This is a genomic window from Devosia lucknowensis (genome assembly GCF_900177655.1).
GTDB lineage: Bacteria > Pseudomonadota > Alphaproteobacteria > Rhizobiales > Devosiaceae > Devosia > Devosia lucknowensis.
Window position 1 is genome coordinate 111,679 of record NZ_FXWK01000002.1, and the last position, 12,846, is coordinate 124,524.

12 protein-coding genes are annotated in these 12,846 nt (G+C 62.9%); 10 read left to right on the forward strand and 2 right to left on the reverse strand.

All coding sequences use genetic code 11. The features are described 5' to 3' along the window. Positions 1–70 precede the first annotated feature (70 nt). Positions 71–922 carry a MurR/RpiR family transcriptional regulator gene (locus CCK88_RS12945; protein ID WP_086471030.1) on the reverse strand — a complete coding sequence of 284 codons (852 nt, stop codon included), beginning with the start codon at positions 920–922 and terminating at the stop codon, positions 71–73. Between the two features lie 215 nt (positions 923–1,137). Between CCK88_RS12945 and murQ the strand changes: the two genes are divergently transcribed. From murQ to dgcA, 9 genes are all read left to right on the forward strand, one after another. Then, positions 1,138–2,073 carry an N-acetylmuramic acid 6-phosphate etherase gene (gene murQ, locus CCK88_RS12950; RefSeq protein ID WP_086471031.1) on the forward strand — a complete coding sequence of 312 codons (936 nt, stop codon included), beginning with the start codon at positions 1,138–1,140 and terminating at the stop codon, positions 2,071–2,073. A 7-nt stretch (positions 2,074–2,080) separates the two neighbouring features. Continuing rightward, positions 2,081–2,572, forward strand: coding sequence for a GNAT family N-acetyltransferase (locus CCK88_RS12955; RefSeq protein WP_086471950.1), 492 nt, complete (start codon positions 2,081–2,083; stop codon positions 2,570–2,572). Beyond that, the gene (locus tag CCK88_RS12960) at positions 2,572–3,594 is read left to right on the forward strand and encodes a glycoside hydrolase family 3 N-terminal domain-containing protein (protein WP_086471032.1); all 1,023 of its coding nucleotides are present in this window, start codon (positions 2,572–2,574) and stop codon (positions 3,592–3,594) included. The genes CCK88_RS12955 and CCK88_RS12960 overlap by 1 nt, the downstream gene beginning before the upstream one ends. A gap of 35 nt (positions 3,595–3,629) precedes the next feature. Continuing rightward, positions 3,630–5,300, forward strand: a complete 1,671-nt coding sequence (locus CCK88_RS12965) for an ABC transporter substrate-binding protein (RefSeq protein WP_425290637.1) — start codon at positions 3,630–3,632, stop codon at positions 5,298–5,300. A gap of 197 nt (positions 5,301–5,497) precedes the next feature. Next, positions 5,498–6,475: an ABC transporter permease gene (locus tag CCK88_RS12970; RefSeq protein WP_086471034.1), complete on the forward strand. Its 978-nt coding sequence runs from the start codon at positions 5,498–5,500 to the stop codon at positions 6,473–6,475. Between the two features lie 13 nt (positions 6,476–6,488). Continuing rightward, a complete protein-coding gene (locus CCK88_RS12975) occupies positions 6,489–7,367 on the forward strand; it encodes an ABC transporter permease (protein WP_086471951.1) in 879 nt (292 codons plus the stop codon). Then, the gene (locus CCK88_RS12980) at positions 7,364–8,182 is read left to right on the forward strand and encodes an ABC transporter ATP-binding protein (RefSeq protein WP_086471035.1); all 819 of its coding nucleotides are present in this window, start codon (positions 7,364–7,366) and stop codon (positions 8,180–8,182) included. Before CCK88_RS12975 ends, CCK88_RS12980 begins: the two co-directional genes overlap by 4 nt. Beyond that, the gene (locus CCK88_RS12985; RefSeq protein WP_086471036.1) at positions 8,179–9,084 is read left to right on the forward strand and encodes an ABC transporter ATP-binding protein; all 906 of its coding nucleotides are present in this window, start codon (positions 8,179–8,181) and stop codon (positions 9,082–9,084) included. Before CCK88_RS12980 ends, CCK88_RS12985 begins: the two co-directional genes overlap by 4 nt. 3 nt (positions 9,085–9,087) lie before the next feature. Then, on the forward strand, positions 9,088–10,074 hold the full coding sequence (gene dgcA, locus CCK88_RS12990) for an N-acetyl-D-Glu racemase DgcA (protein WP_086471037.1): 987 nt from the start codon (positions 9,088–9,090) through the stop codon (positions 10,072–10,074). A 127-nt stretch (positions 10,075–10,201) separates the two neighbouring features. Here the strand turns inward: dgcA and CCK88_RS12995 are convergent, their stop codons facing one another. Beyond that, positions 10,202–11,053 carry a MurR/RpiR family transcriptional regulator gene (locus tag CCK88_RS12995; protein ID WP_086471952.1) on the reverse strand — a complete coding sequence of 284 codons (852 nt, stop codon included), beginning with the start codon at positions 11,051–11,053 and terminating at the stop codon, positions 10,202–10,204. A 252-nt stretch (positions 11,054–11,305) separates the two neighbouring features. Here CCK88_RS12995 and CCK88_RS13000 point away from each other — a divergent pair, with 252 nt between their 5' ends. Next, positions 11,306–12,820 carry an ABC transporter substrate-binding protein gene (locus CCK88_RS13000; RefSeq protein ID WP_086471038.1) on the forward strand — a complete coding sequence of 505 codons (1,515 nt, stop codon included), beginning with the start codon at positions 11,306–11,308 and terminating at the stop codon, positions 12,818–12,820. Positions 12,821–12,846 lie beyond the last annotated feature (26 nt).

Consider the following 12,846-nt stretch of genomic DNA (forward strand, 5'->3'; position numbering starts at 1 on the left):
AGAATATCCAATTACGCAGCGACCGTCAGAATTGGCCGCTGGGCCTGCCTCGCAGATCCGGCGAAGGACCTTAGCGCGCCTTGAGCACGGTCACCGCGCTTTCCGAATTGTGGATAAAGTCATGCGCGTCAGGTTGCTGGCGCACCATCAGGATGAACAGCATGTCCATCAGCATCAGTTGCGCATCGCGCGACGTGATGGCCGAGGAGCGCACCCGCTCTTCGTCGGCAACGGTAAAGAGGTGGATGTCGGCCAGATCCAGCAGCGGATTGGGCTGCAGCCCCGTCATCGAAATAACAGTCGCGCCGCGCTGCTTGGCGATCTCGGCGATGCGCAGGGTTTCGACACTCCGACCCGAGTGGGACAGCGCGAGAAGCACGTCGTCGCCGTTGAGCGCCGAGGCATTGGAAATCTGGATATGACTGTCGCTGTCGATCAGCGCCATGCGCCCGAGCTTGAGCAACTTGTAGGAAAAATCCTTGGCCACAAGCGAAGAAGCGCCGACGCCGGCGAGCTGGATTTTTCGCGCATTGACCAGCGAAGACAGCGCAAGATCAATGGTCTGCTCGTTGTTGGCGGCCAGGGTTTCGCGCATCGAGAGCAGCTTGGAGCCGATCAGCTTTTGCAGGATGGTAACGTAGCTATCCGCGGCATCGATCGTGCCATGGATCACGCCGCCCGGCGTGTGCCATTCCATGGCCTTTGCCTTGTTCACCGCCAGTTTCAGCTGCTGGTAGCCCGCATAGCCCAGCTTCTGGCTGAACTTGACCACGCTGGATTGGCTGCGGCCCGTCGCTTCGGCCAGGGCCGCCGAGGACAGGGTCAACATCTGTTCGGGATGATCGATGATGAATTGGGCGATCTGGCGATCGGCCTGGGTCATGCTGTCGAGCTTGGCGCTCAGAACTTTCAGGACAGACATTGCGGCTTCCGTAACACCGGCGCAGCCCCAGCCTCGCCTGGCGAGGACTAAAGCCGACACAATTCAAATTGCAACTGGCTTCTCCCGGCGCCGTCCACCCATCACGAGCAAGCCGCATGTGGAAACCGCCTCGATGTGGAATACAATATTCCTCAATTCGTTGACAGTCGGAATATTCACTTCTAGCATCGCGACGGAACTTGAGCACAGGCACTATGGCAAAAACCACCCTCATGGCCGAGCTGGAACAGCTCGTTTCCGAAGCCCGCAATCCCGATACGCTCCAGATCGACCTGATGTCGTCCAGCGAGATCGTGGCGGCCATGAACCGGGAAGATGCCCGGGTCGCGGCAGCCGTCCACAAGGTCCTGCCGCAGGTCGCCGCCACCGTGGATCGGATCGTCGAAGCCTTCAAGGTGGGCGGACGCCTTGTCTACATGGGCGCGGGCACCAGCGGGCGCCTGGGCGTACTCGATGCTTCGGAATGCCCTCCGACCTTCGGCGTGCCCGAGGGCATGGTGATCGGCCTGATCGCCGGCGGCGATCGTGCGCTCCGCCATCCGATCGAAGGCGCAGAGGATTCGCGCGAGGAGGGAAAGCGCGACCTCGAGAAGATCAATCTCACCGCCAGGGATGTCGTGGTGGGCATCGCGGTCAGCGGCCGCACCCCCTATGTCATCGGCGGACTCGATTATGCCAGGAGCGTCGGCGCGGTGACAGCCGGGCTCTCCTGCAATCCGGATTCGGCCATCGCCCGCATGGCCGACATCGCCATTTCGCCGCTTGTCGGCCCGGAGGCGCTGACCGGCTCGACCCGCCTGAAATCCGGCACGGCTCAAAAGCTGGTGCTCAACATGCTGACCACGGCGAGCATGATCCGAACAGGCAAGTCCTACGAAAACCTCATGGTTGACCTCTCGGTCAGCAACGAGAAGCTGGCGGCCCGCGCCACGCGCATCCTCGTCGATGCCACCGGCTGCTCCGCCGAAGATGCGGAGAAATTCCTCGTCGCCGCCAACAACAACGTCAAGCTCGCGATCCTCATGGCACTGACCGGCATGAGCGCGGCCGAGGGCGTCACGGCTCTCGACAATGCAGATGGTTTCCTGCGCCGGGCCGCCGCGCCGCAGCAGCCACGCGCCGCCGGCTGAGACGACGATGGATCTCCTGGTCAATCTCTACAGCCGCAAGATGGACGAGCTGGCCACACGCGCCGCCGACGTCGAGGCCACTATTCGCGTCGCGCTGCCGCCCGAACAGCACATCATCAAGGATTGGGTGCGCACCCATTTTTCCGAGTATTGGGTCAGCGAAGTCAGCGCCGCCATGGCGCACCAGCCTCCGGGCTGCCTTATCGCCACGGTCAATGGCCAACTGGTCGGCTTTGCCTGCTACGACGCCACGGCCCGCGGATTTTTCGGCCCCACCGGCGTGTCGGAAGAGCAGCGCGGCAAGGGTATCGGCCTTGCGCTCTTTTCCAGCACGCTCGCGGCCATGAAGGCGCACGGATACGCCTATGCGGTCATCGGCTCGGCCGGACCGGTCGATTTCTACGTCAAGGCAGCCGGCGCCCTGCCCATCCCCTCCGACAAGGAAGACATCTACCAGGGCCTGTTGCGCATCACGCCCAAGACCGAGGACCAGCCCTGATGTCGTCAACGCCGCTCGCCCTTTTCGTCGGCATGCCGGGACATGAACTGTCCCCGTCCGAGATCGCCTTCTTCCGCGATGCCAATCCCTTCGGGCTCTTCCTCTTCAAGCGCAATCTCGACAATCCCGAGCAGATCAGGCGCCTCGTCGGCCAGTTCAAGGAAGCTGTCGGCCGCGCCGAAGCCCCTGTGTACATCGATCAGGAAGGCGGCCGCGTGCAGCGGCTCGACAATGGCAACTGGCCGCTTTACCGCCCGCTCGGCGATTTCGGTGCGCTGGCGCGCAAGGATCTCGAGACCGGCAAGCGCGCGCTGCGCCTGTCCTCGCTGGCCATGGGTTCGATGCTGTCCGATCTCGGCCTTGGCAGCGGTACGACGCCGGTCGTCGATCTTGCCCGCCCCGGCACGCACAATGTCATCGGCAACCGCTCCTTCGGCGACGATCCGGAGCTGGTGACCACGCTCGGGCGCGTCGTCGTCGAGGCCATGCTGGAGGTTGGGTCGATGCCGATCTTCAAGCACATTCCCGGCTATGGCCGCGTCAACGTCGATCCGCATTTCCACTGTCCGGTCGTCGATGCCAGTGTCGAGGATATGGCGGGCAGCGACTTCAGGCCTTTCGTCGCATTGCGCGACGCCCCCTGGGCCATGGTTGCGCATCTCATCTTCTCGCAGATCGATGCCGAGCGGCCGGCCTCGGTTTCGCCGGTCGTCTACAAGATGATCCGCCGGGACCTCGGCTTCGACGGCATCCTGATCAGCGACTGCCTCACCATGGAGGCCCTTGCGGGAACCTGGCCGGAGCGCGTCACCGCGTGCCTCGATGCCGGATATGACATTGCCCTTCATAGCCAGGGCGATCTGGCCGCCAGCGAAGCAGCCGCACGGGCGGCACGCCCGCTGACCAGTGACAGCCTCGCGCGCATTGACCGCGCCGAAAAGCGCCTGGGCACCACTCGTGTCGATGTGCAGGCCCTGCATGCCGAGGTCGAGCAGATTTTCAGGGAGAACGGCTTTGCCTGAGGGCATCGCCCATAACAAGGAGAGATATTGAAATGATCAGAATGTCATGGATTGCAGCCGCATCCGTGCTCGCGCTCATGGCGGCATCGCCGGCCCAGGCGCAGGAGACCAGCGGCAATGTGCTGACCCTGGTGTCGGAGCAGACCACCACGTTCGTGCGCAATTTCAACCCGTTCGGGCAGACGTCGGCACGCTACACCACGCTCGATTTCATGTACGAGCCGCTGGTCGTGTTCAACCGCCTCAAGGGCAATGAGCCGAACTACCGGCTGGCGGAAAGCTACGAGCTGGCCGACGACCTGATGTCGATCACCTTCGTGCTGCGCGAGGGCCTCAAGTGGTCCGACGGCGAAGACCTCAATGCCGACGACGTGGTCTTCACCTATGACTATATCGCCAAGAACCCGGCACTGGATTTCATTTCCGTTTCGGCGCTCCTGGATTCGGTCGAGAAGGTCGACGACCGCACCGTCACCTTCCACCTCAAGGAAGCCAATTCGCTGATTGCCAACACGATTGTCGGCATGCCCATCGTGCCCGAGCATGTCTGGGCCGATGTCGCCGATCCGGTGACCTTCGCCAACGAGAACCCCGTCGGTTCGGGCCCCATGACCGAGATCACGCGCTTCACGCCGCAGGTCTACGAGCAGTGCCGCAACCCGCATTACTGGGACGCGGAAAACCTCAAGGTCGACTGCCTGCGCATGCCGCAGCTGGCCGACAATCCGCAGGTCCTGTCGGCTCTGGCCGATGGCTCGCTCGATTGGGCCACGAGCTTCATCCCCGACATCGACAACACGTTCGTCGCCAAGGATCCGGAGCATCACAAGTACTGGTTCACGCCTTCTAGCCTGGTCTCGCTGCAGCTCAGCATGATCACGCCCGACGAGAACAACCGCAAGGCATTCACAGACGTCAACTTCCGTCGTGCGCTGTCCATGCTGATCGATCGCCAGACCATCGTCGACATCGCGGGCTACGGCTATCCGCTGGTCAATGACGATCCGGCGGCCCTGGGCGAACTCTATGCCTCCTTCGCCAATCCAGAAGCCAAGGCGCAGTTCGGCCAATATGCGAGCTTCGACCTCGAAGCCGGCATGGCCGCGCTTGACGAGGCCGGCTATGTCGACGCCGATGGCGACGGCTTCCGCGACAATCCCGATGGTACGCCCATCGTCATCGATTTCATGGTGCCCAATGGCTGGACCGACTGGATCGATGCGGTGCAGATCGCCATGGAAACGCTGACCGAAGCCGGTCTCAACATCTCCATGAGCACGCCCGAAGCTGCCGTCTGGACGTCGAGCCTGATCGCGGGCGAGTACTCCATGACCCTCAACGCCCTGGCGTCGGCGGCCGACCCGTACTTCCCCTATATCCGCTCGTTCAACCCGAACGATTTCGGCAAGTCGCGCTTCACCGCCCCGCACTGGGAAAATGCCGAGCTCAGCGAATTGCTGGCCCAGTACACCCAGACCAAGGATGCGGCCGAAGCCAAGACGATCATGGATCAGGCTCAGCTCATCGTGGCCGAGAACCTGCCGATCATCCCGATCTACAACAGCCCGTCCTTCTACCAGTACAATACCAGCCGCTTCACCGGTTGGGCAGACGCCGAGAACCCCAAATATTCGCCCGTCGTCTCCAACGCCAACCCGGCACGCCTGCTGCAGCTGCTCGATCTCGACCCGGTTGCGGCCGAGTAAATACCCAACCGGAGGAGCGCGTGCTGCGCTCCTCCATTCTGGTCGCTCGACCACAGAGCAACCACCACCACCGACAGTCATCCCGGCGAAGGCCGGGATCCATCCTGAGATCTCAAGGTGGACCCCGGCCTGCGCCGGGGTGACAATTGGGGACTGAACGCCTTCGCTGTTCTCACTTGCCCCGGGAGAATTCCACCATGGCCTTTTTGCTACGGCGACTGGCGTTCTACCTCGCGGCCTTCCTTGTGGCCGCGACCATCAATTTCTTTCTGCCGCGCCTTATGCCGGGCGATCCCATCCAGATCATGTTCGCCAGCGCCGGTTCGGAGCTGAGCCTTGAAAACCTCAACGCGCTCAAGCTCACCTTCGGCTTCATCGATGCGCCGCTGCACGAGCAGTATTTCGCCTATCTCAAGAGCGTCTTCACCGGTGATCTCGGGCGCTCCATCAAGTTCTTTCCGCTGCCCGTCACCGAACTGCTCGGGCGCGCCCTGATCTGGACCCTGGGCCTGATGGGCATTGCCACGGTCATCAGCTTCACCCTCGGCAGCCTGCTCGGCGTGTTCGCCGCATGGCGCCGCGGGCGCCTCGTCGACTCGGTGATTTCTCTGGGCGCGATCTTTTCGAGTTCGGTGCCGGCGGTCGTCGTGTCACTGATCATGCTCTTTGTTTTCGGCTATACCTTGCGCTGGTTCCCCAATGGCTATGCCGCCAACCCGCTGATCGATCCGGCCTGGAACTGGCAGTATATTTCCAGCGTGATCTACCACGGCACCCTGCCCCTGCTGACTTTGGTCTTCGTGCTGACCGGCGGCTTTGCCGTGACCATGCGCAACAACATGATCAATCTCCTGGGCGAAGACTATATCGTCATGGCGCGCGCCAAGGGCCTTTCGGACAACAATGTCATGCTCTGGTATGCCGCGCGCAACGCCCTGCTGCCGACGGTTTCGAGCCTTGCCATCGCCATCGGCACCATCCTCGGCGGCTCGCTCGTCACCGAGGTGGTGTTCAACTATCCGGGGCTGGGCAACACGCTCTACCAGGCGATCATCGCCCGCGACTATCCGGTCATCCAGGGGCAGCTGCTGATCATGACCGCCGCCATGCTCGTTTCCAATTTCGTGGTCGACCTCAGCTACGTGCTGCTCGATCCGCGGCTCAAGAAGGCCTGATGCGATGAAGCTCCTGAGCCAGCTCCTTCACAACAAGAAGGCCCTTGTCGGCCTCATCATCCTCACCATCATCGTGCTGGTGGCGATCTTCGCGCCGCTGCTGACCGAATACAGCCCCACCCGCCGCGTCGGCCGTCCACACCAGGCGCCGAGCTGGGATCACTGGTTGGGCACGACGCGCCTCGGCCACGACGTGTTCTCCCGCCTCGTACACGGCGCCCGCGTTTCGCTCGCGGTGGGCTTCGGCGCGGGGCTCATGATCACGGTCATCGGCACCGTTCTGGGTGTCATCGCCGGCTACAAGGGCGGCGTGGTCGACGAGGTCATCAACTTTTTCACCAACATGGTGCTGGTGGTTCCCAACCTGCCCCTGCTGCTGGTTCTGGCGGCCTTCATCGGCCAGGCGAGCCCGCTGGTCATCGCCATCATCCTCGGGCTGACCTCTTGGGCATGGGGCGTGCGCGTCACTCGGTCCGAAACGTTATCCATTCGTCAGCGAGATTTCGTCAAAAGCGCAGAAATGTTGGGAGAACCAGCATGGAGGATCATGCTTTTCGAAATTTTTCCGAATTTGATCTCCATCGTGGGCATCAACTTCATCGGCTCGGTGATCTTCGCAGTGATCACCGAAGCGACCCTGGAATTCCTGGGCCTGGGCGATCCCAATACCGTTTCGTGGGGCATCATGCTCTATAATGCGCAGAACGCGGCGGCGCTTTCGGTCGGTGCCTGGTGGGACATCCTGGCCCCCTGTTTTGCCTTGGCATTCCTGGGCCTGGGCCTCGCATTGCTGAACTTCGCCATCGACGAAATCGCCAATCCGCGGCTGCGCACGGGCGGCATGCTCAACCGCTGGACCCGCATGGTTCGCATCGGGGAGGGCAAGCTATGACCACGCCCGTTCTGTCGGTCCGCAATCTCAATATCGACTATGTGGGCGCCGAAACCGATTTCCATGCGGTCAAGGATGTCAGCTTCGACATCGCCCCCGGCGAATTCTTTGGTCTTGCCGGCGAGTCCGGTTGCGGCAAGTCGACAATCGCTTTTGCCGTAAGTCGTCTGCACCGCCCACCGGCGCTGATCCGCACCGGCAGTGAGATCCTCGTCGAGGGTCGCAACGTCCTTGAGCTCTCCGATGATGAGCTCAGGAAATTCCGGTGGCGCGAGGTCGCAATGGTGTTCCAGAGCGCCATGAACTCGCTCAATCCGGTGCTGACCATCGAGGCACAGTTTTACGACGTGCTGCGGGCCCACGGCCCGATCGGCCGCGCCGAGGCACGGGCGCGAGCCACGGAACTCCTCAAGCTCGTCGACATCGCACCGGAACGGCTCGATTCCTACCCGCACCAATGTTCGGGCGGCATGCGCCAGCGTATCGTCATCGCCATCTGCCTTGCCCTCAATCCCAAGCTGCTGATCATGGACGAACCCACGACGGCGCTTGATGTCGTGGTGCAGCGCGAAATCCTGCAGCGCATCGACGTGCTTCGGAAAAAACTGGGCTTCGCCGTCCTGTTCATCACCCATGACCTGGGACTGATGGTGCAGGTCTGCGATCGCATCGGCATCATGCTCGAGGGCGAACTGGTCGAGGTCAACGAAGCGCAGACCATCTATCGCCAGCCCCAGCACCCCTATACCAGAAAGCTCTGGGCCTCGATGCCCAAGCTTCGTGGCGAACAGACCCGCGTGGAGGCTTCGTCATGAGCGATCCCATTCTCGCCCTAGACAATGTCTCGAAAGTCTTCGGTCGCGCCGACAAGCCGGTCTATGCGGCACGCTCGGTGAGCTTTGCCCTCCATCGGGGACGTACATTGGCGCTGGTGGGCGAATCCGGGTCCGGCAAGACCACTGCGGCCCGCCTCATTATGCGCGAATATACGCCCGACGAAGGCCGGCTGATGTTCCGCGGCGCGCCACTGGGCAAGGCCGACGCAAGAGCGCTGCGGGACTACCGATCGTCCGTGCAGATGGTGTTCCAGGATCCATTCGCGTCGCTCAATCCCACCCACACGATCCGCTACCACCTCGAGCGCCCGCTGAAGCTCCATCAAAAAGGGCTCAATTCAGCGCAGCGTCAGACCGCTATCGTGGATTTGCTCGAGCGGGTGAAGCTCGATCCGAAGCTGATCATGCCGAAATTCCCGCACGAGCTTTCGGGGGGGCAGCGGCAGCGCATCTCGATCGCCCGCGCGCTGGCCGTTAATCCGCAGGTGATCGTCGCCGACGAACCGACCTCAATGCTCGATGTGTCGGTGCGGCAGGGCATCCTGAACCTCCTCAACGACATGAAGGCCGAACTCAAGCTTGCCCTGCTCTACATCACCCATGATATCGCCACGGCCCGTTACGTGGCTGACGACATCATGGTCATGTATGCCGGGCAGATCGTGGAATGGGGTGCCGTCGACAAGGTCCTGGATGACCCGCGGCATCCGTATACGCGACTGTTGCTGTCGGCAGTGCCCGATCCCGACCGGCGCTTCGACGATGTGCGGTTTGCCGACGAACTGGGACGGATCGAGGAGATCCGCAAGCAAGCTGCCCTGCCCCAGCCTTCTATAACCGAGGTTGGTGAAAACCACTTCTTCCGGCCTATCCCCGCCTGACCCATGAGCGCTGTTCTTACCGCCGCCATCGAACGTTTCCCCATCGCCGGGAACTTCACCATTGCCCGCGGCAGCAAGACCGAGGCCCTTGTCGTCAGCGTGCGTCTCGAGCGGCACGGGCATATCGGCCGTGGCGAATGCACGCCCTATGCCCGCTATGGCGAAACGCCCGAGACGACGCTGGCAGCGATAGAGGCACTGGCACCGGCGATTGCCGACGGCATGACGCGACAGGACCTGCAATCGGCGCTGCCACCCGGCGCGGCGCGCAATGCGCTCGATTGTGCCTTCTGGGACCTGGAGGCAAAGCAGGCCGGAACGTCCGTTGCCATGCTGGCCGGCATAGCACTGCCAAAGAGGATCGAGACAGCGTTCACGATCAGTCTCGGAACCCCCGATGCCATGGCCGACGCCGCTGCGAAAGTCGCCCACCTGCCGCTGCTCAAGATCAAGCTTGGCGCGGCCGGCGATGCGGAACGGCTTGGCGCGGTGCGTGCCGCCGCTCCCGGGACGCGTCTGGTGGTCGATGCCAATGAAGGCTGGCATGTCGACGATCTCGAGGTGTTGCTCGACATCTGCCGCCATTGCCGCGTCGAACTCGTGGAACAGCCCTTGCCTGCCGGGAGCGATGCCGCCCTTGCCAGCATTGAACACAGCGTCCCCATCTGCGCCGACGAAAGCGTCCACGCGCTGGACGGGCTGGAGGCGCTGGCCGGTCGTTACGACGCGATCAATATCAAGCTCGACAAGACCGGCGGCCTCACCGAAGCGCTCGCGGTCGCAAGTCGCGCCGAGGCACTGGGCCTATCGATCATGGTGGGATGCATGGTCAGCACCTCCCTCTCCATGCTGCCGGCGCGGCTCCTGGCGTCGAGGGCACGTTGGGTCGACCTCGACGGCCCGCTGCTGCTGGCCGAAGACCGGCCAGACGGACTGGTCTACCACGGCGGCGCGATCCAAGCCGGCGCGTCGGCGCTGTGGGGCGGGTAGCACAATTCAACTCCGCTCCGCCCTCGGGCTCGATCCGACGGCCACACAGAACATGCACCGTGTGCCGTTGTGAACTGGTCCTCGGGTCGAGCCCGAGGACGGTATCGAGTTTAAGTAAACTGCGGTTTCACTTCGGATGCGTCACGTCCCTCGTGCGCTTCAGCGCATCCACCGTCTGCTCGTAGCGCTGGCTGGCGACGCCGAGAAACAGGCAATCGACGATAGCCAGTTGCGCGATGCGGCTGACCATGGCCCCGGCGCGCAGGCGGCTTTCGCGCGCGCGACTGATCAGTCGTTCATCGGCGGCCCTGGCGAGCGGCGAATCCGGTGAGCCGGTCAGGGCTACGGTGAGAGCCCCGGCTCCGCGGGCGATATCGAGAAAGCGCACCGTGTCAGCGGTCGCACCGGAATGGGAAAACCCCAAGGCTACCGTGCCAGGCGGCGACAACAGCGCCGCCGTCCACGCCTCGTGCGGATCGGCGAGGAGAAAGGCATTGCGACCGATGCGGAACAGCTTGTGGTGCAGGTCCTGCGCGACGAATTGGCTGGCGCCGATCCCGAACATCAGGATGCGCTCGGCCTTGTCCAAGGCGGCAACGACCCGTTCCAGCGCACCATAGTCGAGGCCGGACACGGTCTCGTCGATGGCGAGGATTTCCAGCGACGCCACCTTGGAGGCCATTTCCTGGAGCGTGTCGGACTGGGCGATCTCCGCGCCCAGCATGAGGTCGGCGCCGAACTGCGCCGCTTCCTTTCCCAGTTCGGTGGCCAATTGCATGCGCAACTGGGCGTAACCGGAAAGGCCCAGAGCGCGGCAGAAGCGAACGACCGACGCCACCGAAGTTCCGCAGCTTTGCGCCAGTTCGGAAATGGTCTTTTCGAGCACGATACGCGGCTGATCGCGGATGACGGTCGCCACGCGCTGCATGGCCGGCGTGAACTTGTCCCCCGATGCTTCGATCGTCGACTGGATGCCCAAACCTGTCCCCTTCCGGCGCTGCGCAGCATCGCCCGCGCGCAATCGGCGCGACCCATACACGAGCCGCGCCGCGAGGCCCATTGAAACAAAAGTTCAGAAGAAGTTTCAACTGTGAAAATTATTGACAGACAACCGCCTGACTTCATAGGTTCGATGGCGAGGCTGGCGTCGGCGGGCGAGGGATCCGCGGAGCGCCAGACGACTTTGGCACGGCTTCAGCAACGCGGCCGGCTCGAACAGTGAGGGAAATTCATGCTCCACATTTCAAAGAAAATTCTTGCGGGCCTTGCGATCGCGACCGCGCTGACCTCGGTCGGCGCCGCCGTTCCCGTTTTTGCTGCGGAACTGCGTATGGCCTGGGCGCAGGACGCTACCGGGCTCGACCCGCATAAGCAGACCGCGTTTCCCTCGCTGCGCCTGCTCGAGCTGATCTACGAGCCGCTGGTACGCCTCGATGCCGACCTGAACGTCGTGCCCGCCATCGCCACGAGCTGGGAATTCGCCGAAGACGCCAAGACGCTCACCTTCATGCTCGACCCCAATGCCAAGTTTACCAATGGCGCGCAGGTCACATCTGCTGACGTCAAGGCATCGTTCGAGCGGCTGCTCGACGAGGAAACCGCCGCCGCCGCGCGGTCGAATTTTCTCTCGATCGAGAGCATCGACACCCCTGACGACACTACCGTTGTGTTCAACCTCTCGACTGCCGACGTACCGATCCTCGTGGCCATGGCGACCATCAACGCCGCCGTGGTTCCAGCGTCGGAAATCGAGGCCGGCACCATAGGCACCGAAGCCATCGGCTCCGGTCCCTTCGTGCTGGAAAGCTGGGAACCCAATTCGCGCGAAGTGCTTAAGTCCAATGCTGACTGGGCCGGTGGCGATCTTGCCATCGATGGCATCACCATCTCCGTGCTGCCCGATGAAACCGCGATCCTCGCCTCGCTCCGCGCCGGCCAGACAGATTTCGCCCTGCTCAACGACCCGCTGGTCGCGACGCTCGTGCCGATGGAAGCGAACCTCGAGCTCAACCGCGTCGGCCAACTGGCCTACAACGTCCTGCAGCTCAATCCCGCCCGTCCGCCGATGGACAATCTCAAGGTTCGCCAGGCCATGAGCTGCGCCATCGACCGCCAGGCCATCATCGACGCGGCGCTGGCCGGCGAAGGCAAGGTTACCGGGCCGCTGACCATGCCGGCCTTTGCCCAGGATCCGGCGGGCCTGTTCTGCTACCAGCAGGATCTCGACATGGCCAAGCAGCTGATGGCCGAGTCCGGCGTCGACGGCTTCACCGCCAAGGTGATCGCCGCCACCGGCGAGCCGCCTGTCGCGGCCTCCGAAGCCCAGGTGCTGCAGGCCCAGCTGGCCGAGATCGGCATCACGCTTGAAATCGAGATGATGGAGCTCAACGTCTACGTCGACACCTGGCTCGCGGGCAATTTCGACATGGCCGTGGCGCAGAACGGTGGTCGTCCGGATCCCTATCCGATGTACAACCGCTACTTCACCAAGGACGGCAACCTGGTGAAGGTCTCGAACTTCACCGACGACGAACTCGACAGCCTGATGAAGCAGGGCCAGGCCGAAACCGATCCGGCCAAGCGTGTGGAAATCTTCCATGCCTTCGAAAACCGGCTCGTCGAGCAGGCACCATGGCTCTGGCTCTCCACCGGCTACAATTACACAGCGCAACTCAAGACGGTGAAGGGCTTCGAATCCTCGCCCACCGGTACGCTGTTCGGCCTCACCAAGGTCAGCGTAGAGTAAGCCTTCCGACCCCGGACCGGCCGTTT

What these genes read in the sequence shown, in the direction of transcription:
- CCK88_RS12985 (WP_086471036.1), top strand. Translation starts at nt 8,179, where the DNA reads ATGAGCGATCCCATTCTCGCCCTAGACAATGTCTCGAAAGTCTTCGGT.
- CCK88_RS12955 (WP_086471950.1), top strand. Translation starts at nt 2,081, where the DNA reads ATGGATCTCCTGGTCAATCTCTACAGCCGCAAGATGGACGAGCTGGCC.
- CCK88_RS12980 (WP_086471035.1), top strand. Translation starts at nt 7,364, where the DNA reads ATGACCACGCCCGTTCTGTCGGTCCGCAATCTCAATATCGACTATGTG.
- CCK88_RS12945 (WP_086471030.1), bottom strand. Translation starts at nt 922, where the DNA reads ATGTCTGTCCTGAAAGTTCTGAGCGCCAAGCTCGACAGCATGACCCAG.
- dgcA (WP_086471037.1), top strand. Translation starts at nt 9,088, where the DNA reads ATGAGCGCTGTTCTTACCGCCGCCATCGAACGTTTCCCCATCGCCGGG.
- murQ (WP_086471031.1), top strand. Translation starts at nt 1,138, where the DNA reads ATGGCAAAAACCACCCTCATGGCCGAGCTGGAACAGCTCGTTTCCGAA.
- CCK88_RS13000 (WP_086471038.1), top strand. Translation starts at nt 11,306, where the DNA reads ATGCTCCACATTTCAAAGAAAATTCTTGCGGGCCTTGCGATCGCGACC.
- CCK88_RS12970 (WP_086471034.1), top strand. Translation starts at nt 5,498, where the DNA reads ATGGCCTTTTTGCTACGGCGACTGGCGTTCTACCTCGCGGCCTTCCTT.
- CCK88_RS12960 (WP_086471032.1), top strand. Translation starts at nt 2,572, where the DNA reads ATGTCGTCAACGCCGCTCGCCCTTTTCGTCGGCATGCCGGGACATGAA.